The organism is Acidovorax sp. A79 (genome assembly GCF_041154505.1).
Lineage (GTDB): Bacteria > Pseudomonadota > Gammaproteobacteria > Burkholderiales > Burkholderiaceae_C > Acidovorax.
Genome location: NZ_AP028672.1, coordinates 1422680 through 1448240, shown reverse-complemented (window position 1 = coordinate 1448240; position 25561 = coordinate 1422680). Strand labels below are relative to the sequence as shown.

19 protein-coding genes are annotated in these 25561 nt (G+C 69.6%); 9 read left to right on the top strand and 10 right to left on the bottom strand.

The features are described from left to right. Nucleotides 1-75 precede the first annotated feature (75 nt). Both ACAM51_RS06510 and ACAM51_RS06505 read left to right on the top strand, forming a co-directional pair. On the top strand, nt 76-966 hold the full coding sequence (locus tag ACAM51_RS06510) for a transporter substrate-binding domain-containing protein (protein WP_369643046.1): 891 nt from the start codon (nt 76-78) through the stop codon (nt 964-966). Nucleotides 967-987: 21 nt separating this feature from the next. Continuing rightward, nucleotides 988-1785 (top strand): aspartate/glutamate racemase family protein, encoded by a 798-nt coding sequence (locus tag ACAM51_RS06505; RefSeq protein ID WP_218295666.1) that lies wholly within the window; start codon nt 988-990, stop codon nt 1783-1785. A gap of 138 nt (nt 1786-1923) precedes the next feature. Here the strand turns inward: ACAM51_RS06505 and ACAM51_RS06500 are convergent, their stop codons facing one another. Further along, nucleotides 1924-4323, bottom strand: a complete 2400-nt coding sequence (locus ACAM51_RS06500; protein ID WP_369643045.1) for a PAS-domain containing protein — start codon at nt 4321-4323, stop codon at nt 1924-1926. A 234-nt stretch (nt 4324-4557) separates the two neighbouring features. On the opposite strand from ACAM51_RS06500, the gene ACAM51_RS06495 reads away from it, so the two are divergent. Beyond that, on the top strand, nt 4558-5454 hold the full coding sequence (locus tag ACAM51_RS06495; protein ID WP_218295664.1) for a dienelactone hydrolase family protein: 897 nt from the start codon (nt 4558-4560) through the stop codon (nt 5452-5454). Nucleotides 5455-5602: 148 nt separating this feature from the next. Next, entirely contained in the window at nt 5603-6463 is an 861-nt protein-coding gene (locus ACAM51_RS06490; protein ID WP_218295663.1) for a ZIP family metal transporter, read from the top strand. Nucleotides 6464-6525: 62 nt separating this feature from the next. Here ACAM51_RS06490 and ACAM51_RS06485 read toward each other — a convergent pair whose 3' ends face one another. The 4 genes from ACAM51_RS06485 to ACAM51_RS06470 form a co-directional block, all read right to left on the bottom strand. Next, entirely contained in the window at nt 6526-8469 is a 1944-nt protein-coding gene (locus ACAM51_RS06485) for an IPTL-CTERM sorting domain-containing protein (RefSeq protein WP_218340054.1), read from the bottom strand. A gap of 22 nt (nt 8470-8491) precedes the next feature. After that, on the bottom strand, nt 8492-10108 hold the full coding sequence (locus tag ACAM51_RS06480; protein ID WP_218340055.1) for an IPTL-CTERM sorting domain-containing protein: 1617 nt from the start codon (nt 10106-10108) through the stop codon (nt 8492-8494). 93 nt (nt 10109-10201) lie between these two features. Then, the gene (locus ACAM51_RS06475; RefSeq protein WP_218340056.1) at nt 10202-11170 is read right to left on the bottom strand and encodes a helix-turn-helix transcriptional regulator; all 969 of its coding nucleotides are present in this window, start codon (nt 11168-11170) and stop codon (nt 10202-10204) included. Nucleotides 11171-11707: 537 nt separating this feature from the next. Continuing rightward, complete coding sequence (locus tag ACAM51_RS06470; RefSeq protein WP_218340057.1) at nt 11708-12649, bottom strand: LysR family transcriptional regulator; 942 nt, start codon at nt 12647-12649, stop codon at nt 11708-11710. Nucleotides 12650-12718: 69 nt separating this feature from the next. Between ACAM51_RS06470 and add the strand changes: the two genes are divergently transcribed. Together add and ACAM51_RS06460 are read left to right on the top strand one after the other, a co-directional pair. Further along, a complete protein-coding gene (add, locus tag ACAM51_RS06465; RefSeq protein WP_369643044.1) occupies nt 12719-13804 on the top strand; it encodes an adenosine deaminase in 1086 nt (361 codons plus the stop codon). A gap of 12 nt (nt 13805-13816) precedes the next feature. Continuing rightward, nucleotides 13817-14836: a Bug family tripartite tricarboxylate transporter substrate binding protein gene (locus tag ACAM51_RS06460; RefSeq protein WP_369643043.1), complete on the top strand. Its 1020-nt coding sequence runs from the start codon at nt 13817-13819 to the stop codon at nt 14834-14836. Nucleotides 14837-14973: 137 nt separating this feature from the next. On the opposite strand, the gene ACAM51_RS06455 is transcribed toward ACAM51_RS06460, so the two are convergent. After that, complete coding sequence (locus ACAM51_RS06455; protein ID WP_369643042.1) at nt 14974-16347, bottom strand: IPTL-CTERM sorting domain-containing protein; 1374 nt, start codon at nt 16345-16347, stop codon at nt 14974-14976. A gap of 155 nt (nt 16348-16502) precedes the next feature. Here ACAM51_RS06455 and ACAM51_RS06450 point away from each other — a divergent pair, with 155 nt between their 5' ends. Then, nucleotides 16503-17525 (top strand): AraC family transcriptional regulator, encoded by a 1023-nt coding sequence (locus ACAM51_RS06450; RefSeq protein ID WP_218295658.1) that lies wholly within the window; start codon nt 16503-16505, stop codon nt 17523-17525. 182 nt (nt 17526-17707) lie between these two features. Here ACAM51_RS06450 and ACAM51_RS06445 read toward each other — a convergent pair whose 3' ends face one another. Both ACAM51_RS06445 and ACAM51_RS06440 read right to left on the bottom strand, forming a co-directional pair. After that, nucleotides 17708-18466, bottom strand: coding sequence for a LytTR family DNA-binding domain-containing protein (locus tag ACAM51_RS06445; protein ID WP_218295657.1), 759 nt, complete (start codon nt 18464-18466; stop codon nt 17708-17710). Beyond that, nucleotides 18447-19700: a sensor histidine kinase gene (locus ACAM51_RS06440; protein WP_369643041.1), complete on the bottom strand. Its 1254-nt coding sequence runs from the start codon at nt 19698-19700 to the stop codon at nt 18447-18449. The genes ACAM51_RS06445 and ACAM51_RS06440 overlap by 20 nt, the downstream gene beginning before the upstream one ends. A gap of 51 nt (nt 19701-19751) precedes the next feature. Between ACAM51_RS06440 and argH the strand changes: the two genes are divergently transcribed. Next, nucleotides 19752-21224 (top strand): argininosuccinate lyase, encoded by a 1473-nt coding sequence (gene argH / locus ACAM51_RS06435; RefSeq protein ID WP_218295655.1) that lies wholly within the window; start codon nt 19752-19754, stop codon nt 21222-21224. A 204-nt stretch (nt 21225-21428) separates the two neighbouring features. Continuing rightward, on the top strand, nt 21429-22421 hold the full coding sequence (locus ACAM51_RS06430; protein ID WP_218295654.1) for a Bug family tripartite tricarboxylate transporter substrate binding protein: 993 nt from the start codon (nt 21429-21431) through the stop codon (nt 22419-22421). Nucleotides 22422-22562: 141 nt separating this feature from the next. On the opposite strand, the gene ACAM51_RS06425 is transcribed toward ACAM51_RS06430, so the two are convergent. Beyond that, entirely contained in the window at nt 22563-23171 is a 609-nt protein-coding gene (locus ACAM51_RS06425; protein ID WP_218295653.1) for a hypothetical protein, read from the bottom strand. Between the two features lie 54 nt (nt 23172-23225). Further along, entirely contained in the window at nt 23226-25343 is a 2118-nt protein-coding gene (locus ACAM51_RS06420) for a catalase (RefSeq protein WP_369643040.1), read from the bottom strand. Between the last annotated feature and the right edge of the window lie 218 nt (nt 25344-25561).

Genomic DNA, 25561 nt, shown 5'->3' with positions numbered 1-25561 from the left:
CCGCATTCATTCCATGATTCACGTTCGTTCGCTTGCTCCCCCTCCATCCATCTGCTTTTGCACAAAGGGATTTCCATGAAGCTCTCTGCCCTCACCACCGCCGCCATCGTGGCCACCGGACTGCTGGCCAGCACCGTGGCCAGTGCCGACACCCTCAAGAAGGTTGCCGAGTCGGGCAAGATCACCGTGGCCTACCGCGAGTCGTCGGTGCCCTTCAGCTACCTGGCCGGCCCGGGCGCGCCGGTGGGCTTCGCGGTGGACATCACCAACGCGGTGGTCGACGCGGTGAAGAAGCGCGTGAACAACCCTGCGCTCAAGGTGGAGCTGCAGGCGGTCACCTCGCAGAATCGCATCCCGCTGCTGCAGAACGGCACCATCGACCTGGAGTGCGGCTCCACCACCAACAACAGCACGCGCGGCAAGGACGTGCAGTTCGCCATCAACTACTTCTACACCGGCACGCGCCTGCTGACCAAGAAGTCGTCGGGCGTGAAGAACTACGCCGACCTGGCCAAGAAGAAGGTGGCGAGCACCTCCGGCACCACCAATGCGCAGGTGCTGCGCAAGTACAGCCGGGACAACAACCTCGATCTGGACATCGTGCTGGGCAAGGACCACGACGATGCCGTGCTGCTGGTGGACAGCGGCCGCGCCGAGGCGTTCGCCATGGACGACATCCTGCTCTTCGGCCTGATGGGCAATGTGCGCAATCCGGCCGACTGGGCGGTGGTGGGCGACTCGCTGCAGGTCGAGCCCTACGCCTGCATGCTGCGCAAGGACGACCCGCAGTTCCAGGCGCTCGTCAACGGCGTGATCGGCACGATGATGAAGTCCGGCGAATTCGAGAAGCTCTACACCAAGTGGTTCAGCTCGCCCGTGCCGCCACGCAACCAGAACCTCAACCTGCCCATGAGCACGGAGCTGCGCGAGAACCTGGTGGCGCAGAGCGACAAGCCGGCCCTTTGAGGCGCGAGCCGCAGAGAGCACATGCCAGTGTCCGCAAGCCACGGCCCGCTGCCGCAGGTGGTGGGAATCCTCGGGGGCATGGGCCCCGCCGCGGGGGCTGATTTCGTGCGCCTGTTCGTGCAGGCCTGTACCGAGCGCATGGGCGCGCTGGGCATTCCCGTGCACGACCAGGCCTATCCCGAGCACTGGCTGGCGCAGGTGCCGATCCCGGACCGCACGGCGGCGCTGAGCGATACCCGTGCGGGCGCGCACCAGCCGGCCGAGCCCATGCTGCAGGCCACGGGGCGGCTCGCGGCGCTGGGGGCCCGCGTGGTGGCCATTGCCTGCAACACGGCCCATGCCTGGCATGGCCTGCTGCAGCAGCGGTTCCCGCAGATGGTGGTGCTGCACGGCATGCAGGAGGTGGTGGGCGGCCTGGCCGCCGCCGGGGTGCAGGGCGTGGGCCTGCTGGCCACCCGGGGCGCCTACGACGCGGGCCTGTACCAGCGCGAGCTGGCGTACAGCCGCATCGAGTGTTTCGTGCCCACGCTCGCGGAGCAGGACGCGCTGATGCAGGGCATCTACGGCGGCGTGAAGGCCGGCGACTATGCCCTGGCGCGGGACCGGTTCGAGTCCGTCTCGCGGGCGCTGCAGCGGCGCCACGGCGTGTCCACGCTCATCATGGGCTGCACCGAGATCCCGCTGGCGCTGAGCGAAAGCCCGCGCCTGGACGGGGTGGCGCTGGTGAACCCCTCGCTGGTGCTGGCCAGCGCATTGGCTCGGCACGCGTACCGCGACGCGGCCCTGCCACCCGCCCGGCCTGCGGCCCACCCGGCCTGAATCGGGGGGCCTGGTTCAACACGCACACCGCGTGTTCGACAAGTGCTTCTCCGCGCCCATTGCACCCAGGGTGGGTGAAACCGGGCATGCGGATGCCTCACCTGCTGCTGGTGGATTCGCTCACGTACCCGCCGGACTTCATGCCGCGGTGAGCGTGGAGGGCGGCGGGGAGAACACCTCGAACCGGTTGCGTCCGCCATGCTTGGCGCGGTACAGCGCGGCATCGGCCGCCTGCACCAGGGTGTCCGATCCGGTATCGGGGCGGGGCACCAGGCTGGCCACGCCGATGCTCAGGGTGAGCATGGGGGCCGTGGGCGAGCGCGGGTGGGGCAGGGCGGCCTCGCGCAGTCCGTCCATGCAGCGCTGGGCCACGGTCACGGCATCGGGCAGCAGGGTGTCGGGCAGCAGCAGCACGAACTCTTCACCGCCGTAGCGGGCGGCCACCTCGTCCGCGCGGCGGATGGTGGCCTGCAGCAGTTGCGCCACGTGGCGCAGGCAGGCGTCGCCGGCGATGTGGCCGTAGTGGTCGTTGTAGAGCTTGAAGTGGTCGATGTCGATCAGCACCACCGCCAGCGGCGCCTGGTGGCGGCCGCAGCGCAGCCATTCGGTGGCCAGCCGCTCGTCGAAGCGGCGCCGGTTGCCGATGCCCGTCACGCCATCGGTGGTGGACAGCAGGGCCAGCTTCTCGTTGGCGGCCGCCAGTTCCTGCTCCTTGCGCACGAGCAGCGTCACGTCGGTGCGCACGCCGGCGATGCCGCCCTGCGGGGTGCGCCGCTCGTCGGCCTGCAGCCACCGGCCGTGGGGCAGGCGCTGCAGAACGGCCTGGCTGGCGGAGCGGTGGTCGGCCACGCGCTGCGCGATCCAGTCTTCCTCGTTGCCCACCGCGTCGAGGTATTGGCCACGCTCGACACCGTAGCGCGCGATCTGCTCGAAGGTGCTGCCGGGCACGATCATGGGCGCGGAAATGGGGTACAGCTTGCGGTACTGGGCGTTGCACACCACGAGCCTGTCGTCGGCATCGAAGAGGGCAAAGCCCTCGGGCAGCGATTCCACGGCGTCCTGCAGCAGCTCGCGGGCCTTGTGCGCGGCCTCCTGCGCGGCCTCCAGTGCCTGGCGCTGCTCGATCAGGTCGGTGATGTCCAGGCGCACCGCCACCACGTAGTTCTCGGGCGTGCGGGTCTCGTAGATGTTGATCCAGCGCCCGTCGGCCAGCCGCTGCACCAGGGTGGAGGTGCGGCTGCCATGCTCGGACAGGCGCTCGGCGATCCAGGCCTCCTCGCGGCCGTGGGCGGACGGAATCAGTCCCCGGTCCACCGAATGCCGCAGGATGTCGGCAAAGCTCCTGCCCAGGTGCTCCGCGTAGTTCATGTGCGGGTACATGCGCGACAGCTGCTGGTTGTAGAGCACCAGCCGGTCCTGCTCGTCGAAGATCTCGATGCTCACGGGCAGCGCCTCCACGGCGCGCTCGAGCAGCTGGCGGGTGTGCTGGCTTTCCTGGCGGGCCGCCTCGGCCACCTGCCGCTGTTCGATGAGGTCGGTGATGTCCAGGCGCACGCACACCGTCATGCCCGACGGCGTGCGGCTTTCGTGCATGTGGATCCACGCGCCGCCCCCTTCATGGCGCACCTCGGGGCCTGGGCGGTGGCCCCGCAGCGCCATCTCGTGCGCCAGCCACAGCTCTTCCTGGCCCTGCGCCGCTTCGGGGATGCCCTGGCGAAGGCCCTCGCGCAGCAGTTCCTCATACGTCTTGCCCAGGGAGGTCTCCGAGCGCAGGTGGGGCCGCAGGCGCTCCATGTGGCTGTTGCACAGCACCAGGCGGTCGGTCTCGTCGTAGATTTCGAGTCCCGCCGGCATGGCGTCGACCGCCTCGCGCAGGCTGCGCTCGGCGCGCTCGGCGTCGTGCAGGGCCCGCTTGAGCGCGCGCTCGCTGTGCACGGCCTCGGTGATGTCGGTGCGCAGCACCACCACGCCCCCGCCGTCCAGGCCACGTTCCGTGATCCGCAGCCAGCGGTCGCCCTGCATCTCCTGCACCTCGGGGCCCGCCGGAGAGCGGTGGCGCGCCATGCGCTCGCGCAGCCAGGCCTCGGTGTCGGGCAGGGCGGCGGTGATCCTGCCCGATTGCGCGGCACGGCGCAGCACGTCCTCGAAGCGGGTGCCGTACTCCAGCGGCATCACGGAGTCCGCGGCCACCTGGCGGTACTGCGCGTTGCACAGCACGAGCCGGTCTTCGGCGTCGTAGATCGCGAGCCCGTCGGGCAGGATGTCGAGGGTGGCGGACAGCTGCATGCTGGCGCGCCCGGCCGCCTGGCGCAATGCGGCGGCGTCGCGGCGCAGGCGCCGGGCCCGCAGCGCCAGCCGACCGTGCAGCAGGGCCAGCGCCGCCAGCGCCACGCCCGCGGCGGCCAGCATGGCGCGCGCGGTGCCGTTGCCGGCATCCTGGCCCGCCAGGGCCCAGCCCAGCAGCGCCAGCCCGCCCACGCCGCAGAGCCCCGCCACCGGCAGCGCCAGCGGGTCTTCGCGGGGTGGGGTCGGGCTCATCGTGCAGGGTTTCCCAAGGTGGCGGTCACGGGTCTCTCTGGTGAAGGGATCGACCGCCCCAGGAAGCGCCGTGGCGGCGCACAACCAGGGGGCCAGCGGCTGGGTGCGGTGCCGGTCTGCGGAAAGTCTAGCAGCGGTCCCTGTTTTTCGGTACCCAGGGAAGCGGGGATGCGGCAAACCCCCTAGACTGCGGTTCCCATCCCTTGCCCATCCTTCTTTTCCTGGAGAAACCCGATGTTCAATGACGACCTCCATTCCGACGCCCGGGCCCTGCTGCCCGGCCGCAGCACCGACGCCGGCGCCACGCGGCGCACCGCGCTGCAGGCTGCCCTGGGGCTGGGTTATGCGGCCGCGGCCGCGCCCATCATGGCGCAGACGGCCATCGCCACGCCGGCGGACGGGCTCACGGCGGGCGAGGTGAGCTTTACCGTGAACGGCTTCAAGGTGCCCGCCTACCGCGCCGCGCCCGCCGGCAAGACCGGCCTGCCCGTGGTGCTGGTGATCCAGGAAATCTTTGGCGTGCACGAATACATCGCCGACACCTGCCGCCGCTTCGCCAAGGCCGGGTACCTGGCCATCGCGCCGCAACTGTATGCGCGCCAGGGCGACCCGTCCCAGTACACCGAAGTGGCCAAGCTCATGGCCGACGTGGTGTCCAAGGTGCCCGATGCGCAGGTGATGGCCGACCTGGACGGCGCGGTGCAATGGGCCACCGCCAATGGCGGCGACGCCGCGCGCGTGGGCATCACGGGTTTTTGCTGGGGCGGCCGCATCACCTGGCTGTACGCCGCGCATGGCCCCGTGAAGGCGGGCGTGGCCTGGTATGGCCGCCTCGTGGGGCAGCCGGGCGAACTCACGCCCAAGCACCCGGTGGACATCGCGCCCATCCTCAAGGCGCCGGTGCTGGGCCTGTACGGCGAGAAGGACACGGGCATCGCCCTTGACACGATTGATAAGATGAAAGCCGCGCTGGCCAGCGGTTCGCCGCAGGCCAAGGCGTCGGAATTCGTGGTGTACCCGGACGCGCCCCATGCCTTCCATGCCGACTACCGCCCGAGCTACCGCAAGGAAGCGGCCGAGGACGGCTGGAAGCGGGCCCTGGCCTGGTTCAAGACACACGGCGTGGCCTGAGGCAGCGTGGGCCCACGCGGGCCCGGCAGGGGAAGTCCCTGGCCACCGCAGCCGCCCCCACCCGGGGCGGCTTTTTTAATCTCGCATCCGGGATGCGGTATTTGAACGAAAATAGGCTCCAGGGCATATCTATAAAGCGCAAGAAGCTATGACTTTGGTAGCAATCATCCTGGCCACACTGGCCGCGGGCATTGGCAGCGTGTGGCTGGCCGCGCTGCTGATGCGGCTGGGTCTGGGCGGGCGCCCGGACAGCGTCGGCCCCCAGCACCTGCTCAGCCTGGCGGCGGGCGCCTTGCTGGCCACGGCCTTCATGCACCTGCTGCCCGAGGCATTCGAGAGCCAGGCGGGCGCGCACGACCTGTTCGCCACGCTGCTCGTGGGCGTGGTGTTCTTCTTCCTGCTGGACAAGGCGGAACTCTGGCACCACGGGCACGAGCACAGCCATGTGGCGCAGGCGCCGGCACATCCGCTCGGCGCTGAACACGGCCACGGCCCTGACCACGGCGGCAGGCACGACCATGCGCACCACGACCACCATCACCACCACCATGCCCCGCGATCCGGCGGCTGGGCCGTGCTGACGGGCGACAGCGTGCATTGTTTTGGCGACGGCATCCTGATCGCCTCCGCCTTCCTGGCCGACATCCGGCTGGGCGTGATCGCTGCCGTGTCGGTGCTGGCGCACGAGGTGCCCCACCACATGGGCGACCTGGTGGTGCTGCGCCAGACCAGCCCCAACCGCCGCATGGCGCTGGTCAAAGTGTCCCTGGCGGGCGCCGTGACGGCGCTGGGCGGCGTGGTGGGCTACTTCCTGGTGGGGCAGCTGCAGGACCTGCTGCCCTACTTCTTGGCCGTGGCGTCCAGCAGCTTTGTGTATGTGGCGCTGGCCGACCTGATCCCGCAACTGCAAAAGCGCCTCACGGCACGCGAGACGGTGCTGCAGATCGCCTGGCTCGTCGCGGGCATGGTCATCGTCACGCTGGTGAGCGGGGCGGCGCATGGGCACTGATGGCGTAAAAAAGCCCGGCGCAAAGGCCGGGCACAAGTGGAGACCTCGCAAGATTCCCGAGCTCAGCCGCCGCGCCGCCGGCGCAGCGCGCCCAGGCCCGCCACCACGGCCGACAGCAGCGCCAGCGCCGCGTGCCCCAGCGTGGGCACGGCCACCGCGCTGCCGGGGCCGCCCGCGCCCGTGACTGTCAGCGTGAACACGGCGCTGGCGGTGCCGTCCTTGTCGGTGGCCGACAGCAGCAGCGGGTAGATGCCGGGCGCGGTGGGCGTGCCGGAGAGCTGGCCGGTGGCGGCATCGAATGCCACGCCCGGCGGCAGCGTGCCGAGCAGCGCGTAGGGCTGCAGCGCATCGCCGTCGGTGGCCGTCACGTATTGCGCCAGGGGGTGGCTGAAGGGCTGGCCCGCTGGCCCGCTGGCACTGCCCGGCGCCACGGTGGGCGGGGTGGCCGCGCCGGGTCCGCCGCCTGGCCCATCGCCCTGCATCTGCACCACCACGCAGCGCGAGAACTCCGAGCTGGCCGCATAGCCGTCCTGGCCGATGACGGTGGCCGTCAGCGCCACGTGGGTGTAGCCGGCGGGCAGGGCGGCAAAGGCCAGCGTGCCGGCCCAGCCGCCGCTGGGATAGGTTTGCACATCGGCGGCGCCCAGGAAGACCTGACCCTCGCCATAGCCGCTGGCGTCGCAGGCGGTGTTGGCGAAGGCTTCCACGCGGTAGGTGCTGCTGGGCCGCAGGCTGTCCATCAGCGTGGTGTTCACCTGCGTGCCGGCGGCGCTGCCGGTGGCGCTGGCGATCATGGGCATGTGCACGGCCCAGATGGGTGGGGGCTGCGCGGGGTCGGCCCCCATGGCGGGGGGGTTGGCAGGATCGATTAGCTCCAGCCCCAAGGCGCCGTTGCTGTGGATGCGGTTGCCCAGCCATCGGTTGCTTTCCGGCGCGTCCACGGCGAGCTCGTCGCGCTGCACGCGGATGCCGTTGCCGCCCCAGTGGGCGATGGTGTTGCCCTGGCCCGCGCTGGCGCCGCCCACGCGGGTGCGCAAGGGGAAGGCGCCGTTCGCGTTCTGGGTGTGGCGGATGAGTACGCCGTGGCCGCTGCCGCCGATGGGCGAGGTGCCGTCGACGCCCACGCCGATCAGATTGGAGACGATGGCGTTCCCGTGGCTTTCGTTCGCTATCTCGATGCCCGTCTCCCGCGCGCCGATCACGTTGCCCTGGATGGTGATGCCGCTGGTGCCAATCACCCTGATGGCGATGGGCGCGCCGCCGCGCGGCTGGTTGCCGCTGTGGTCGGTGCCGATGAGGTTGTCGGTGATGTGGGTGTCCACCACCTGGTCTTCGAGGTAAAAGCTCTGGCCATCGGCGCGGGCCACGACCAGGTTGCGCCCGGCGGGCGTGCCGTCGCCCACGAGCGTGGCCTGGGCATAGAGCATGACGGAGATGCCCCGCCGGTTGGCCAGCAGGCCCGTCGCGTCGTCGGCCGACCCGCTGCCGTCGGTGCCGATGAAGTTGCCCAGTACCCGCACCATGTTCAGGTTGTAGATCTGCTGGGCGTTCACCATCACGCCCGCGCCGCCGAAGCGCGTGACGGCCACGCCGCGCAGCACCGAATCGGAGGCGCCGTTCAAGAAGAGGATGCCGTTCGCCCCCGCTCCGGCGTTCGCGCCGTCGATGCGCACGGTAATGACCGCGTTGGTGCCCGTGGCCGCGCTGTTGGGCGTGCCGCCGTTGGTATAGCCGTCGATGGTGGCCGGGTAGGTGATCGGCGGCAGCGGCGTGGCGAGGCTGATGGTGGTGGGCACGCCGCCGAAGTTGAAGGCGATGGTGTCCGCGCTGATGTGGGCGTTGGCCTGCTCGATGGCCGCGCGCAGCGTGCAGGTGCCGCCGGCTGTGGCGCACAGGCCGTCGCCCGGGTTCGCGTCGGCGGCGTCGCCCGCGTCGTTGACGGTGTAGGTGGCCGCCTGCGCGGCGCTGGCGCACAGCAGGGCGGGTAGCAGTATTTTTTTGATCATTTTGGCCTCTAGCGCCCGCACATCAAGCGCGAGCAGCTCTCTTTTTAAGAGCACCCAGGCTCGCCAGCAGGGCCGCGAGCAGCGCCAGTGCCGCGTGGCCCAGTGTCGGAATGGCGCTGGGGTTGCCCGCGGGGCCGCCCGGCACTTGCGCGCAGGCCGAAAACTCCGAGGTTTCCTGGTTGTTGCCGCCGCCGCCGCTGAAATAGCGCGTCGCGGTCATGCTCAGGTAGGTGCCTGCGGGCTGGGGCGGCAGATTGATGCTGCCGTTCACCTGGCCGCTGCCGTCGGTGCCCGTTTGCAGCGAACCGAGGAAGACGCGCCCTTGCGGCGTGCCGCAACTGGTATTGCCAAACACCTCGAAGCGCTGCGTGGTGTTTGCCACGCTGCTGAAGCTGAAATTCACCACCGTGCTGGTGGCGCCGGTGATGGCGGGTGCGGGCTGGCCGCTGTTCACCGTGGCCGGGTCGCTGCCGGCGGTGTCCACCAGCGCGATGCCCCGGCCCGCGTTGCCGTGGATGCTGTTGTTCGTGAAGCTGTGGTAGCGCAGGGCGGGAGCGGGCGCGGAGCTGTGCTCCACGCGGATGCCGTTGCCCCCCCAATGGCCGACGGTGTTGCCCTCGCCGGGGTCGGTGCCGCCGATGTGGATGAACCACGGGCTGAGGGGCAGTCCGCCGTCGGTGATGTACACGCCGTTGCCGCTGCCCGCCACGCTGGCCGTGCCGTCGGCGCCCACGCCGATGGCGTTGCCCTGCAGCGTTGCATTGCGGGCGCCGCCATGGAGGATCACCCCCGTGTCGGCGGCGCCGATCACGTTGCCGCGCACCATGCTGCCGGCGCCTTGGGGGCTGGCCACGGCAATGCCCGTATGAGTGCTGACGCGTGCCGTGCCCGCGCGGTTCGTGCCGATGTAGTTGCCCTGCACCAGCGTGCCTGGAGAAGCGCCCAGCGAAACGGCCCGCCCGCTGCTGCTGGCCACGATGAGGTTGCGGTCGGCCGGGTTGGCGCCACCCACCGTGGTGTTGCTGGCGCTGTTGTCGATATAGATGCCCGAGAACAGGTTGACCAGCGCGCCGGTCTGGTCGCCGCCCGTGCCGCTGCCATTGGTGCCGATGAAGTTGCCCGCGATGGCCACGCCCACCAAGCCGTTCGCGGAGCCTTGCCCGTCCAGCACGACGCCGTGGCCCCCGAAACCGGTGATGGCGAGCCCGCGCAGCACCGAGCCGGATGCGCCCGGCACGAACCGCAGGCCGTGCGTGCCCGCGCCCGCGTTGGCACCGTCGATGCGGGTGCTGATGTAGGCGTCATTGCCCACGGGCAAGGTGTTGGGGATGCCTGCGCCGAGGGCGTAGCCGTCGATGGTGGTCACGCCGGCGATGGCGGGCAGCGGGCTTTGGGGCTCGATGGTGACGGAGCCGCTCGAGAAGTTGAAATTGATGGTGTCGGCCGATGCGGGATTGTTGTTGGCCGCCTCGATGGCGGCGCGCAGCGTGCAGGGGGTGATCCCGCCGTTGCAGGGCACGGAGACGCTCAAGGGGGCGTCGCCTGTGTCGTTCACCGTGAACGTGGCGGCCGATGCAGCAGCGGGTAGGAGCAGGGCGACCGCCAGGGCCGGCGCGGTGTAAGCGGGTGTGAACAGCATCGCGGCGATTCTTCAAAAGAACCGCCCGGCCGTCTGCGCACGGCGCGACAAAAGCGCCATGCACCAGGCGACATGCCCCAGTCCGACAGGCTCCTAGCGCAGATCGGACGGCGCCAGCCCGAAGCGCCGGCGGAAGGCCCGGTTGAAAGTGGAGATGTCGGCGAAGCCACAGTCGAGCGCGATGTCGAGCACGCGGCGCTGGCGTTGCGCGGGGGCCTGCAGCAGCGCGCGGGCGCGGTCCAGGCGTGCCTCGCGCAGCGCGTCGGAAAAGCAGGTGCCCTCTTGCGCGAACAGGCGCTGCACCTGGCGCGGCGTGAGGTGGTGGCGCCGCGCCACCTCTTCCAGCGAAAGGCTGGCTTGCCCCAGCCGCGCCTGCATGTCGTGGCGGATCAGCGCCAGACGCGGGGTGGCCTGTGCCGCACGCCCTGGCGGCAGGTGGGCCTGAAGGGCCGGGGCGATGGCGCCCGCCAGCAGCTCGCGCAGGTGGGCCACGGCCAGATCCTGCTGCGGCGGCGCCAGCGGTGCGCTTTCGGCCAGCAGCTGGGCGTAGGCCAGGGCCAGCGCGCCGCTGGGCGCACCGGGCTGCAGCACGAGCAGCGGAGCCTCTTCCAGGCGCGGCACCAGGGGCGCGATGCTGGCGTGCGGCATCAGCACGCAGGCCGTGGGGCCGCCACAGGGCGTGATGACCTCGTACTCGCGCGCCTTTGACACCACGACCATGCTGTTCGCAGGCAAATGCTGCTCACCGTGCGGGGTCCGCAGCACCATGGGGGCGCGGCTGGTGGCCAGAAAAATGTCGTCGCAGCCGTCCTGCATCAGCGCGCGCGAGCGCGCTTGGTGGGCGGGCGTGCACAGCGTCCTTGCATGGACCACGTCCTGGCCCAAGGTCGTCACGCTGGTGGAAAACTCGAAAGAGCCCTGGGCATTGGCATGGCTCCAGAGATCGACGCGCATCAGCTCGCGCCCATACAGTTCGCGCAACGCGGCGGCCTTGTCAGGCCCCGCAAAGTCGCTGGAGGCCAGGCGGATGGACGAGGGCGGCGCGGGGTGGCTGGCGGGCATGGCGGGGCGATGGACGTTTCGCGCCTTTGTACATCAGGCACGGGCAACCCGGCAATCCATCGCGTCGCATGGTAGATACAGGCAGGAGGCAGGCGCCGCTTGCGCCCGCTACCCGCTCCTTCCATTTGTGCCAAAGCGGCCGCTGCCGGCAGTTCTGGTGCGCCTTGCGTGCCTTTGCCGCAGCGCGCCCGCACCCACCACCATGGCCGACGGCCGTGCCAGCCCAGCGCGGGGATGGCCGCAGGGCCGCCCACGGGCCCGCCACCCGACCCGGCGGCCACCACCACCACGCACAGCGAGGGTTCCGACGTGCCGAACCTCGCCCCAAGTCCAACGAGGCTGTCATCGTCAACACCGTGCCCGCGGGCAGATGGGTTAGCGTGAGGCTGCCGCTGTACTGACCGCCGTTGCCCGGGTACGTGCGACCCACGCCCCTGCCGTCGGCGTGGCATTCGGTGTTGCCAAAGATGAGCGGGGCGGCGCACGGGCACTGAGCCCGGTGCGACTGGTTGCCAGGGCTGTCTCCGCCCAGGCGGCTTATCCCGTGCGCAGCGCCTGAGTGAGGAACTCCAGGCAATCCTGCACCAGCGGGGGCCGCGCCCCCATGGGGGCGTGCGCCATGAGCGCCACCCGGCGCGAGATCACCGGTGCGTGCAGCGGGCTCACCCGTACGGCGGCCGCGTCCAGGTTGTGGGTGTACAGCCGGGAAATCACCCCCACCGCCAGCCCGCAGCGCACCAGGCTGTAGAGAGATTCGCTGTAGAGCAACTGGTCTGCCGCTGCCAGGTCCACCCCGTGCTGGCGCAAGGTGGCCACCGCGAGGTCGTAGGTGCTGCCCCTCGCGAACAGGGCCAGGCGTTCGCCGGCCAGGTCTTGCCATGCCAGCCGCTTGCGCCGGGCCAGCCGGTGGCGGATGGGCAGCACCGCCACCAGGTCGTCGTGGGCCACGGGGAAGGTCTCGATATGGGGCGGAAGATCGAGCGCGACGCCCAAGGCCAGGTCCACCTCGCCGCGCTGCAGCGCGGCCACCAGATCGTCGTTGAGGGGGTCCTGCAGGCGCAGGTCCACGTCCGGGTGCTGCGCCAGCCACTGCCGCAGCGGCTCGGCCAGCAGGTGCATGGCTGAGGGCAGCGCGGCCACGTGCAGGGTGCGCTTGCCATCGTCCAGCGTGCGGTACAGCCCATCCACTCCCTGTTCGTAGCCATTGATGAGCCGTTCCACCTGCGGCAGCAGCAGGGCGCCCTGGGGCGTGAGGCGCACGTGGTGCGTGCTGCGCTCCAGCACGGGCGCGCCCAGCACGGCCTCCAGCTCGCGGATGGAGGCGGACAGCGCGGGCTGCGTGAGCGACAGGGCCTCAGCCGCCTGCCGAAAACTCAGGGCCCGGGCCACGGCCTGAAAGCTGCGCAACTGGCGCAGCGTGGGCGTGCGGTGCGCGGGTGGGCGCTCGGCCGCGGGCCGTGTGGCGGGGTGTTTGCTCATAAGTTGCTTTTATTGCAACATCAAATTAAATCACTTCCGCCATCACACCGCGCTGCATAGCATGCGGCCATGCCCACCTTTGCCGCACCCGCAGATCCGCTGTACGCCTTTCTCCACGCCCTGCCCAAGGTGGAGCTGCACTGTCACCTGCTCGGCACCGTTCGGCGCGATACGTTCACCAGCCTCGTTCGCCGGGCGGGCGCCCCCATCGGCGATGCCGAGATCGAGGCCTTCTACACCCGGGGCGAAAAACCCGTGGGCGTGCTGCGGGTGCTGCGCGCGCTGGATGCCGAACTGATCCGCAGCCCGGATGACCTGCACCGCCTGACCTACGAATACCTGCAGGATGCCGCCGCGCACCACGTGCGCTATGCCGAGTTCTTCTGGAACCCCACGGGTACCGCACGGCAATCGGGGCTGGCCTATCCGCAGGCGCTGGAAGGCATCGTGCGCGCCATTGCAGATGCCGAGGCCGACTTCGGCATCACGGGCCGCCTGGTTGCCGCCATCGACCGCGAGGCCCCGCCCGAGGCCGCCACCGAAATGGTCGAATGGGTGCTGGCCCACCGGCGCGACGAGGTGATTGGCATCGGCATCGACTACCGCGAGGTGGATCACCCGCCTGAATGGTTCGCCCAGGCCTACGCGCTGGCGCGCCAGGGCGGGCTCAGGACCACGGCCCACGCGGGCGAGTTCGGCATGCCCTGGAACAACGTGCGCACGGCCCTCGACGTGCTGCAGGTGGACCGCATCGACCACGGCTACACGGTCCTCGACAACCCGGCCCTGGTGCGCGAATGCGCCGATCGGGGCATCGTCTTCACCGTGGTCCCCACCAATTCGTATTACCTGCGCACCCTGGCCCCCGAACGCTGGGCGCTGGACCACCCCATCCGCCACATGCCGGCGGCGGGCCTGCGCATTCACCCCAACACCGATGACCCCACGCTGCACCACGTGAACCCCACCCAGGCCTGGGCCATGATGGTGCGCGACTTCGGCTTTGGTGCCGGGGACCTGCGCGGTTTCCTGGCCAATGGACTGGATGCCGCCTGGATTGACGATGGCACGCGGCGTGCATGGTCCACGCAGTGGCTGGCAGCGTTTGACAAGCAACTGGCGCAGACAAACCTGTTCTCTGCCGTCCCCCCCTGAAGGAGTCCTTGCATGTTTCCCTCCCGGTTCTTCCCTGTACCGTCCTTCTTGCCACGGCGCCTGGCGTGGCCCCTGGTGGCTGCGCTGCTCGGCGCAGGCGCCAGCATGGCTGCGCACGCGCAGGCCGCCTGGCCCGCCGCCAAGCCCATCACGCTCATCGTTCCCTTCAGTGCCGGGGGCAATGTGGATGTGACGGGGCGGCTCATCGCGCAAAGGCTCGGAGAACGCCTGAAACAGAGCGTGGTGGTGGACAACGTGGCAGGCGCTGGCGGCGTCATCGGCATGGAAAAGGCCGCCAGGGCGGCGCCAGATGGCTACACGCTGGTCCTGGGTGCTGACAGCCCGGCGGCCATTGCACGACTGGTGAATCCTGCGGCCGTGCGCTACGACACCCTCAAGGACCTGGCTCCGGTGGGTTTGGTGACCACCGCCCCCATGCTGATCGTGGCGCGCCCCGGGCTGCCGGCGAACAACCTGGCCGATGTGCTGCGTCTGGCGCGTGAAAAGCCCGGACAGCTGAGCTACGCCACCTCGGGCGTGGGCACGGTGCTGCACCTGGCCATGGAGCGCGTCAAGGAACAGAGCAAGACCTTCATGGTGCATGTGCCGTACCGGGGTGGCGCACAGATCGTGACCGATGTGATCGGCAACCAGGTGGACCTCGCCGTGCTCATCAGCGTGACGGCGGCGCCGCACATCCACAGCAAGAAGCTCAAGGCCATCGCCCTGACGGACGACCAGCGCCTGCCCTCTCTGCCCGACGTGCCGACGGTGGCCGAGACCGCGGGCTTCAAAGGGTTTGACATGGTCTCGTGGACGGGCCTGTTTGCCCCCGCGCAGACTCCCCCTGCCGTGGTGGAACGCCTGAACCGCGAGCTGGGCGAAGTGCTGCGCATGGACGATGTGCGCGCCAAGCTGGCCGATGGCGGTGCCGTGGCGGGCAAGGGAAGCGCCGCCGAGTTTGCGCGGTTTGTGCAGATCGAAAGCGCCCGGTATGCCGCGATCGTGAAGGCGGCGAACATCAAGGAATGACCCGCCGGCGGGGTGGTCAACCTGCCGGTGGGGGGCATGCGCTGGGGTCGATGGTGGCTGCACCATCGGTCATGGCGACACAAAAGCTATTAAATTGATAGCTTTTGGCGCTTTATGGATAAGCCCTAGGGCAATTTTTATGCATAAAAAATGCGCCTGCGCCGCAGCGCGCATACCCCCGCCATCAGGGCTGACAACAGCGCCAGCCCCGCATGTCCCAGCGTGGGGATGGCGGCAGGGCTGGCCGGGCCGCCCCCGCCGCCTGCTGCTCCCAGCGGCGACTCAAAGGCACCGATGTCGCATGCCGGGCCGATGGGGCGCGCCACGCCGCGCTGATCCGTCGCCGCACAGCTGCCGCCGGTGTTGAGGGCCGGGCTGCCTGCCTGCAAGGCCATGGTCTGGCTGAAGCCGCCGTTGGCGGCCAGCGGGGCGAGCAGCGGGTCGGCGACGGGGATGGACGCGCCGCACGACGGAGCCGCCGAGCCGCCCCATTGCAGGTTGTTGCCCCCATCCACGATGGTGTTGCCCGCCATTCCATAGATGGCGCAATTGGACTGGCCCCCGGTGGTGTTGCCGATGAGTGTGTTGCGCAGCGTCAGGTGGGTGGGCGTGTTGGTGCCGAACACCGTGATGGTGCCGGGTGAACCGCCGTTGTCGGCAAAGGTGCTGTTGGTGATGGTGCCCGCAGGCACGCCCGAGACGCCGATCGCGTTGCCGCTGCCGCTCGCATCCCGCAGGTTGCCCTGGAAGGTGCTGTTGGTGATGGACAGCGTGCTCGTGAGGCCGGGGCTGACGATGATGGCGCCTCCGGTGGCACCCAAGGTATGGGACTGGTTGCGGGTGAACAGGCTTTGCGCAATGTTCAGCGCGGCGCCGGCGTGCAGGATGGCGCCGCCGTCGGCGCCTGCGATGTTCTCCACCGCGACGAAGTCGGTCAACGTGAGCGTGTCGGCGTCACCCCCGGTGTAGATGGCGCCGCCCGCGTTGGCCATGTTGCCCGTGGCCGTCACCTTCTGCAGCGTGAGCTGCGCGCCCCCGAACGAGTAGATGGCGCCGCCCCGGCTGAACGCACCGGATGCCACGTTGCCGAACAAGGTCACGTTGTTCAGCAGCAGCGTGCTGGTCTCGATGCGGATGGCGCCCCCGCTGCCATTCAGGGCCATGCCGTCCGTCAGAACCAGGTTCGCCATCGTATAGCTGGCCGCGCCGGTCAAGTCGAACAGGCGCACATTGCCGTCGCCCTGCAAGATGACGAGATCCCCGCCGTCGATGTGGGTGGACTGGTTGAGCACCTTGGTGCTGGTGATCGGGATGGAAACGGGGCTGGGGCCGCAGTTGAACGACACCGCGCCGCCGCCAGCCAGCGCCAGGTCGAGTGCGGCCTCGGTGCAACTGGCCGGCGTGCCAGAGCCCACGGCCGCTTGCGCGGGCAGGGCGCCAGCCAGGGCCAGGACGGCAGCCGATCGGGCCACGAGAGGGAAGATGGAGGCAGGAAGGCGGGTATGCGGCATGGCGTGCATTGGTGGTAAGTCTGGCTGCCGGGATTCTTGTGAAAACCCTGCTCTCCGTCTTGACGCCTGCGGCCCTCGCATTGACTGCTGCGGACACGTGTCAAAACCTGCAACACTACGCGCCATCGAGAGAGAAAGAGACGAGGAGGCGGCCCATGCAGACACCCACGCCCAGCCTGGAAGGGGTGGAAGAAGAACAGCCAGAGCCTGCTGGCGCGACGGTACCCATCCAGCGCTTGCGCCTGAGCGGCCTGCCCGGCGACCGCGATCTGCTCGCCATGCGCGACTACTTGGCCGACATCGTGCGGGCCGACTTCGCGCCGTTGCACGCCCACCAGCCCTGGTGCTACGAGGGCGCCACGCGTACCGTTCCGGGGGCGACGTGGAGCACCCAGCGTTTCGACCCCGTGGTCAGCACACGCACCGCCGCCATGTGCCGTGACGGGCAGGACGACCTCATGCTGTTCGTGTCGTCGGCCTGCATGACCATCGAACAGCCGGGGCACGAGACGCTGCGCATTCTGCCCGGCGGGGCAGCCCTGGCGTCGCGGGCGCGGCCCATGCGCGTGGTGCAGGAGCAGGCTGGCACTTTGTGGGCGCTGCGGGTGCCGCACCGCGATCTGGCCTGGCGCCTGCCGCGCCTGTCTGCGGCCCCGCTGCTGGCGCTGCACCAGGGCACGCCGCTCCTGCACATGCTGCCGCGCATGGGCAGGCTGCTCGACTCCGACCCGCTGCACGGCGCCGCAGCCCAGCAACTGGCCGCGCGACAGTTGCAGGACATGCTCGCCGTTGCCCTCGGCCAGTCGCGCGAGTTCACGGAGTGGGCCGAAGACCACAGCCTGCCCACCGCCCGGCTGCGCGCCGTGCAGGCCGACATTGCGGCCCACCTGGGTAGCGGGCGCCTGAGCATGGACTGGCTGTCAGAACGCCAAGGGATCTCCGCCCGCCACCTGCGGCGCCTGCTGGCGCAGGCCGGCACCAGCTACCAGGATGCGGTGCGCACGGCCCGCCTGCAAGCTGCCCGTGCCATGCTGGCCGATCCGCGCAACGCGGGCCTGAGCATTTCGGCCATTGCGCACGCGTGCGGGTTCTCGGAGGCGTCGGCGTTGAACCGCGCGTTCAAGCAGCACTACGGCATGACCCCCGGGCAGGCGCGGTGCGACGCGGGGCTGGGTTGACTGGCTCCGATGGATGTTCTCGGGATTCGCCACACCTTGGAAGTCGTTGTCCCCGGGCTTGTTGGAGCGGGGCTCACACTGGGGCCCAGGAGCGCTCTGGCTTGGCCAGGCTCAGTTGGGCAGTGGGGCTGTCGTGAGCCTGGATGCTCTCGACAGAAACCATCCACATGCAGCGAACGCGGTCAGCGCGCCAACTCTTCCCGCACCGCAGCCACCTGCCGGCGCGACACCGCCAGCAGTTCCGTGGAGCCCTGCAACCGCACGGCCCAGCCTTCGCCCTCCTCGGGGTCGTAGTGCTTTTCCAGCGCGCGCACGGCGCGGCGGGCCACCAGCGCGTTGCGGTGGATGCGCAGGAAGCGCGGCGCGAACTTGGCCTCCAGCTCGCTCAGGGCGCCGTCCATGATGTAGCTGCGCGTGGCGGTGCGCACGGTCACGTACTTCTGCTCGGCCTTGAAGTACAGCACCTCGGCCAGGGGCAGGCGTTCGGTGCGGCCCCGGTCCTGGATGAGCAGGGTTTCGCCTTCGGGCACGCCGGTGGTGGGCGCGGACGCGGGGGGGCGCGTGCCACGCTGTACCTTGGCCAGTGCCTGCTGCAAGCGTTCGCGGCGCACGGGCTTGGTCAGGTAGTCGGTGGCATCCAGTTCGAACGCGCTCACGGCATGGTCCGCGTGGGCCGTCACGAACACCACGGCCGGGGGCTGGGGCAGGGTCTGCAGGGTGTGGGCCAGTGCCAGCCCATCCTGGCCGGGCATGTGGATGTCAAGCAGCACCAGGTCGAAGGCGCGTCCGCCCGTGGGCCCCAGCAGCGCCATGGTTTCGCCGGCGTTGGCGGCCTCGGCCACGGTCATGCGCTGGGCAGGCTGGGCCTGGGCGCAGTCGGACAGGAGGGTGCGCAAGCGGCTGCGGGCCAGGGCTTCGTCGTCAACGATCAGGATGTTCATGGTCGGTAGCGGGGCTGCTGTGGTTGAGGTCGTCTTCGCCGTCCACCATGCGGCGCTGGGATGTTTGCGCGCGGCCGCCATGGGGGCCCCTTCGGGCTGGCGCCGCGCCGCGCGCGCCCCGGGCGCGCGCCTTGGGGTCGGTGGCGGGCAGGGTGATGCGCACTTGGTACAGGCCGTCCTGCACGCCGGCGGTGAATTCGCCCTGCACATCATGCAGCAGCGCCAGCCGCGCGCGGACGTTGGCCAGGGCAATGCCGTGGCCCCGGGGCGCCGTGTCGTCGCCATGGCCGTTGCCGTTCCTGCCTTCCTTGGGGGGCAGGGTGTTGGTGATGCGCACGACCACGCGGCTGCCGCGCAGCTCGGTCAGCACGCGCAGCCGCCCGCCGCGCGCGCTGGGCTCCACGCCGTGCTTGACGGCGTTCTCCACCAGCGGCTGCAGCAGCAGCGGCGGCAGGCGGGCGCTGTCGGTGCGGGGGTCCAGGTTCCACTGCACCTGCAGGCGCTTGCCAAAGCGCACCTCTTCGATGGCCAGGTAGCGGCGCGCCAGGGTGATCTCTTCGGCCAGCGTGACCGATTCCCCCTGTTCCACCAGCGCGTGGCGAAACAGGTCGCTCAGGTCTTCGAGCAGCGATTCGGCCTTGGCCGGTTCCGCGCGCACCAGCGCGATGGCGCTGTTGAGGGTGTTGAACAGGAAGTGCGGCCGGATGCGCGACTGCAGTTCGGTCAGCCGCGCCGTGGTGGCCGCGGGCGTGCGGCCCCGTGCGCGCAGCACCAGCGCCGCCACCAGCATGGCCGCCAGCAGCGCCCCTGTCGCGGCGCTGGCCAGCCAGGGCGGTGACGCAGGTTGCGCCACCAGCGCCAGCATGCCGCAGGCGTAGGCGCCCGCCAGCGCGCCCAGCAGCACGCCGGCCGCATACTGCTGCGCGGTGGAGAGGCGCTGCAGAACAGTCTTGAGGCTGCAGGCCGTGATGAGCCACAGCAGCGTGGCCGGCAATGCCCCGCCCGTCAGCAGCGCCATCGTGGCCAGCCATTCCACGGGGTTGCCCGCTCCGAACATCGCGCCCACGCCCACCACCAGCTCCACGAACAGCACGGCCCGCAGCACCACGCCCACCTGGCAGGCATCGAACACCAGCACCCGGCGCGCGGGCGCCAGGCCACCCCGCGCGGAGCCTCGCGGCAGGGCCGAATCGGGCGGCGGAGGCTGGGTCGATAAAATTTGCGTGTTTTGCATTGCGGCGCCCGGGTTGTCCGGGTGTCTGAACCTCCGGATTATTGCCCTCCTATGTCCAAAGCCCAAGCCACCAGCGCTGACTCTGCGCCGTCCCACAACCAGCTCGATACCAAGGCCCAGGCCTGGTCGGCGCTGTTTTCCGAGCCCATGAGCGACCTGGTCAAGCGCTACACCTCCAGCGTGTTCTTCGACAAGCGCCTGTGGCAGGCCGACATCGCGGGCAGCCTGGCGCATGCCGAGATGCTGGCGGCCCAGGGCGTGATCAGCCAGGAGGACCACGCCTCCATCCAGCGCGGCATGGCGCAGATCACCTCCGAGATCGAGTCCGGCGGCTTCGAATGGAAGCTGGACCTGGAGGACGTGCACCTGAACATCGAGGCGCGCCTGACGCAGCTGGTGGGCGATGCGGGCAAGCGCCTGCACACCGGCCGCAGCCGCAACGACCAGGTGGCCACCGACGTGCGCTTGTGGCTGCGCGGCGAGATCGACCTGATCGGCGACCTGCTCAAGGAATTGCAGGTGTCGCTGGTGGACGTGGCCGAGCAGAACGTCGAGGTGATCCTGCCCGGCTTCACCCACCTGCAGGTGGCCCAGCCCGTGAGCTTCGGCCACCACATGCTGGCCTATGTGGAGATGTTCAAGCGCGATGCCGAACGCATGGCCGATGTGCGCCGCCGCACCAACGTGCTGCCGCTGGGGGCCGCTGCGCTGGCCGGCACCACCTACCCGCTGGACCGCGAGCGCGTGGCCAGGACCCTGGGCATGGAGGGTGTGTGCCAGAACAGCCTGGACGCCGTGAGCGACCGTGACTTCGCCATCGAATTCACCGCCGCCGCCAGCCTGTGCATGGTGCACGTGAGCCGCCTGAGTGAAGAACTCATCATCTGGATGAGCCAGAACTTCGGCTTCATCAAGATCGCCGACCGCTTCACCACGGGCAGCTCGATCATGCCGCAGAAGAAGAACCCCGATGTGCCGGAACTGGCGCGCGGCAAGACCGGCCGCGTGGTCGGCCACCTGATGGGCCTGATCACCCTGATGAAGGGCCAGCCGCTGGCCTACAACAAGGACAACCAGGAGGACAAGGAGCCGCTGTTCGACACCGTGGACACGCTCAAGGACACGCTGCGCATCTTCGCCGAGATGGTCGGCGGCCAGCTGAACCCCGCCACGGGCCAGAAGGAGGGCGGCATCACCGTCAACGCGCCCGCGATGGAGCAGGCCGCGCTCAAGGGCTACGCCACCGCCACCGACCTGGCCGACTACCTGGTCAAGAAGGGCTTGCCCTTCCGCGACGCGCACGAGACCGTGGCCCACGCCGTGAAGGCGGCCACCACGCACGCCTGCGACCTGTCGGAGCTGCCCCTGGCCGTGCTGCAGGGCTTTCACCCGCAGATCGACAAGGACGTGTACGAGTGCCTGAGCCTGCGCGGCTCGCTCAATGCGCGCAACACCTTGGGCGGCACCGCGCCCGCGCAGGTGCGCAGCCAGCTGGAGCGCCACCGCGCGCGCCTGGGAAAATGAGACAACCCCCGGGGCGCTGCGCGCCTTTGCCCGTCTCTCGAATCGCCGCGCAGTTCGGGAAGGGGCACGCCGCCAGCGCACGCCAGCGCAGCGCCGCAGCCACGGCGGGGCGGCCCCTGGTGCGCCGGGGCCGCTGGCCTGAACCGTGCTAGGTGTGCGGATGCGCACCCCAGCGACCACATTCGAACAAACCGGAGTTCTGCCATGACGACCACTTTCCGCCGCAGCCTGCTGTCCCGTCTTTTGCGCACCACCGCCCTGGTGGGCGCCGCGCTGACCGTGGGGCTGGCCTTTGCCCAGGCACCCAAGCCCATCCGCCTGCTGGTGGGTTTCCCGCCCGGCGGCGGCACCGATGCGATCGCGCGCACGCTCGCCGAGAAGCTCAAGGACGAATTGGGCCAGCCCGTGGTGGTGGAAAACCGCCCCGGTGCGGGCGGCCAGATCGCCGCGCAGGCGCTCAAGGCCTCGGCGCCGGACGGCACCACGCTGTTCCTCACGCACGACCACACCATCTCCATCCTGCCGCAGGTGGTGAAGAACCCGGGCTTTGATCCGGTGCGCGACTTCGTGCCCGTGGGTGGCTTCGCCACCTTCGTGAACGCGTTCGCCGTCTCGGGCGGCACGCCGGCGAAGTCGTTCCCCGAGTACGTGGCCTGGGTGAAGGCCAGTGGCCACGGCAAGGGCGCGGTCGGCATTCCGGCACCCGCCTCCACGCCCGAGTTCCTGGTCAAGCTGCTGGGCCAGAAGTACCAGCTGGACCTGGTCTCGGCCCCCTACCGGGGCAGTGCGCCCATGATGGCCGACATGCTGGGCAACCAGATCAGCGCGGGCGTGGCCTCGGTGCAGGACTTCATGGAGAACCACAAGGCCGGCAAGGTGCGCGTGGTGGGCGTGCTGGGCACCAGGCGCCAGGCGGCCATGCCCGACGTGCCCACGTTCGACGAGATGGGCCTCAAGGGCTTCGAGGACCTGCCGTACTACGGCATCTACGCACCCACCGGCACGCCGCAGAAGTTCATCACCGACTTCTCGGCCGCGCTGGCCAAGGTCGTGGCCATGCCCGACGTGCGTGACCACCTCACCGCCATGGGGCTCACCGTGGGCCACATGTCGCCCCAGCAGCTGGCCGCCCGCCAGGCTTCCTACACCGACGCCTGGACCCGCATCATCAAGACGAGCGGGTTCGTGGCCCAGTAGTGGGGGTTCCGAAGGGCCGTGGCGCCAGCGCGGCCGGGCAATGAAATAGCCGCCAGCGCTTGTCAATCAAGCGCTGGCGGCTATTGTTTTTGTAGCTTTGGCATGGAGCGCCTGGCGGCGCCCCCCCCGCGGCTTGTCCGGCTACAGCATGGCCTCGCGCTGCTGCTCGGCGCGCGACGCGCCGATGGCGGTTTCCACCTTCTTGACCTCTTCGGGCGGCGGCAGCACGGCGGGCATGCCCAGCGCCTCAATGGCCAGTTCGCGGCACCAGCCCTTGGTGTGGTAGAGGTGGTGGTCCTCGTCCTTTTCCACGGCCTTGTGGGCCGCTTTCAGCGTCTGGCCCACGTCCCCCGTGGCCACCTCGGCCACCTTGCCCAGCAGTTCCCAGTTGGCGTGGTCCTTGGTCTCGGCGTGCACCACGCATTCGCAGGCCACCAGCTGGGCGGCGGCGGGGTCGCCCCCCTGTTTCGCCAGCAGCATGGCCTTGACCAGGGATTCGCCGATGTGCTTGACCACCGCCCGGCTGGGTGACTGCGCGGCCGGGTCCAGGCCCAGGGCGTCGCACAGGCTGCGCACCACCTCCTGGTGGGTCAGGGTTTCTTCCAGATAGGTCTGCCATTCCTTCTTGAGATCCGGGTTCACGGCGCAGGTGAGCGCGGTGCGGTACACCTGCTCGCCGCCGAGTTCGGTCTCCATCATCTGGAGCACGAGATCATCAAGCTGGTGGCTGTCATAGTGGGCTTTGGGCATGGTTTCTCCTTCGGTGGTTGGGTTGGCAATGGGGTGTGCGCAGGGGGTGTTCGTTCATGCGAGGGTGCGGACCCTGGGTTCGCGCTCCCATTGGCGGGTCTGCGCGGCAGCCAGGAAGCCCTGCACGTCGGCCGGGTCCACCACGCCCGCATCGGGCTCGATGCCCCCGGCCTGCAGGATGGCCTGGGTGCCCTTGCAGGCCGCGATGGCCTTGAGGTGCCCGAACGCGTCGCGGAACCAGTCCACGGCGGCGGCCTCCTGGGCCAGCTGCGCGCCCATCTCGGGCGACAGCACCGAGGCCACGGCGTCGAACACCACCGATGGCGTGCCTTGCAGCTGCCCGTCGGCGGGCAGCTGGGTGCCGTCCCTGAGCCGGGCACCGCCCACCTTGGGCGCCACGATCTTGACGGTGGCGCCGGCCTTCTCCGCCGCCTTGCGCAGGTTGGCCACCGTGTTGCCGTTGGAGCCGTCGGCCACCAGGATGCCGATGCAGCGGCCCTGCAGCGTGGGCTTCATGCGGTCGATGATGCGCAGCGCGGGAGAGGGCGGCAGGTCCTGCACCGGATCGGCCACCGGCGGGGCGGGGGGCAGGGCCTGCAGGCCCAGCCCGTCGGCCACGCGCCGGGCCAGCTCGGGGTCCACATGCTGCAGGTGGCCCACCACGGCCTCGCGCACATGCGGCGTGCCCACCTTGGACAATTCGAACACCAGCGCGGACGCCATGTGCGCCTGCTCTAGCGGGCTCTGGCTGCGAAAGAACATGCGCGCCTGGCTGTAGTGGTCGGCGAAGCTCTCGGCGCGGATGCGCCCCTTGGCGCCGTCGTCCCCTTGCGCGAAATGCCGCATTCCCAGCGCCTGCGAGGCGCGCGGCGTATCGGACTGCAGGCTGCTGGGCTCGTAGTTCACGCGGCCCTTGGGCACCTGCATCTGCATGTGGCCGTCGCGCTGCATGTTGTGAAAGGGGCACTTGGGCGCATTGATGGGAATCTGCGCGAAGTTGGGCCCGCCCAGGCGCGACAGCTGCGTGTCCAGGTACGAGAACAGGCGGCCCTGCAGCAGCGGGTCGTTGCTGAAGTCGATGCCTGGCGGCACATTGGCGGGGCAATAGGCCACCTGCTCGGTCTCCGCGAAGAAGTTGTCGGGCCAGCGGTTGAGCACCATGCGGCCCACGGGCTGCAGCGGCACCAGTTCCTCGGGAACGAGCTTGGTGGGGTCCAGGTGGTCGAACGGAAAGCGCTCCGCATCCTCTTCGGTGAAGAGCTGCACGGACAGCTCCCATTCCGGGAAATCGCCCGCCTCGATGGCCTCGAACAGGTCGCGTCGGTGGAAGTCGTTGTCCGCCGCCTGCAGCTTCACGGCCTCGTCCCACACCGTGGACTGGATGCCCAGCTTGGGGCGCCAGTGGAATTTCACGAAGGTGCTGTCGCCCGCGGCATTGATCAGGCGGAAGCTGTGCACGCCGAAGCCCTCCATCATGCGCAGGCTGCGCGGGATGGTGCGGTCGCTCATCGCCCACATGATCATGTGCAGCGACTCGGGCATCAGCGAGATGAAATCCCAGAAGGTGTCGTGCGCGCTGGCCGCCTGGGGAAACGCACGGTCGGGCTCCATCTTGACGGCGTGCACGAGGTCGGGAAACTTCATCGCGTCCTGGATGAAGAACACGGGGATGTTGTTGCCCACCAGGTCCCAGTTGCCCTCGGGGGTATAGAACTTGACGGCGAAGCCGCGCACGTCGCGCGGCGTGTCCACCGAACCGGCGCCGCCCGCCACGGTGGAAAAGCGCGTGAACACGGGTGTCTGAACGCCCACCTCCGTGAGCACGCGGGCGGTGGTGTACTGCTTGAGGGAATGGGTGAGCTCGAAGAAACCGTGGGCCGCCGAGCCGCGCGCGTGCACGATGCGCTCGGGAATGCGCTCGTGGTCGAAGTGGGTGATCTTCTCGCGCAGGATGAAATCCTCGAGCAGCGTGGGGCCGCGTGGCGACGAACGCAGGGAGTTCTGGTTGTCCGCCACGGGAATGCCCAGCTGCGTGGTGAGCACGGGGTGCTTGCCGCCAGCTTGCTGCTGCAACTCGCCCGCGTTGCCGCGGTAGGTGTCGGCCTGGGTGGAGGAGGGAGCAGCGGGCAGCGTCTTCTTTGCCGCGCCGCGGGTGGTGGGGGTTCGTGCCATGGGCGCTCCTGAACGGTGGGAAGGAAGGGAAACAAACCCCCATCTTTGAGGGCCACACGCCGCCGCGGGGTAGGACGCCACCGTATCGGGCCGTCGTCGGCGGGCGGTGATCCGGCCGGCTGGCCGGATACGTAAGCGCTTGCAACGCCGCGCCGGGTGCAGTGCCGTTTTGTTACGCTTGCCGGTTCCTTCGGAGGGGACAGCGTGAACGCAAAGAA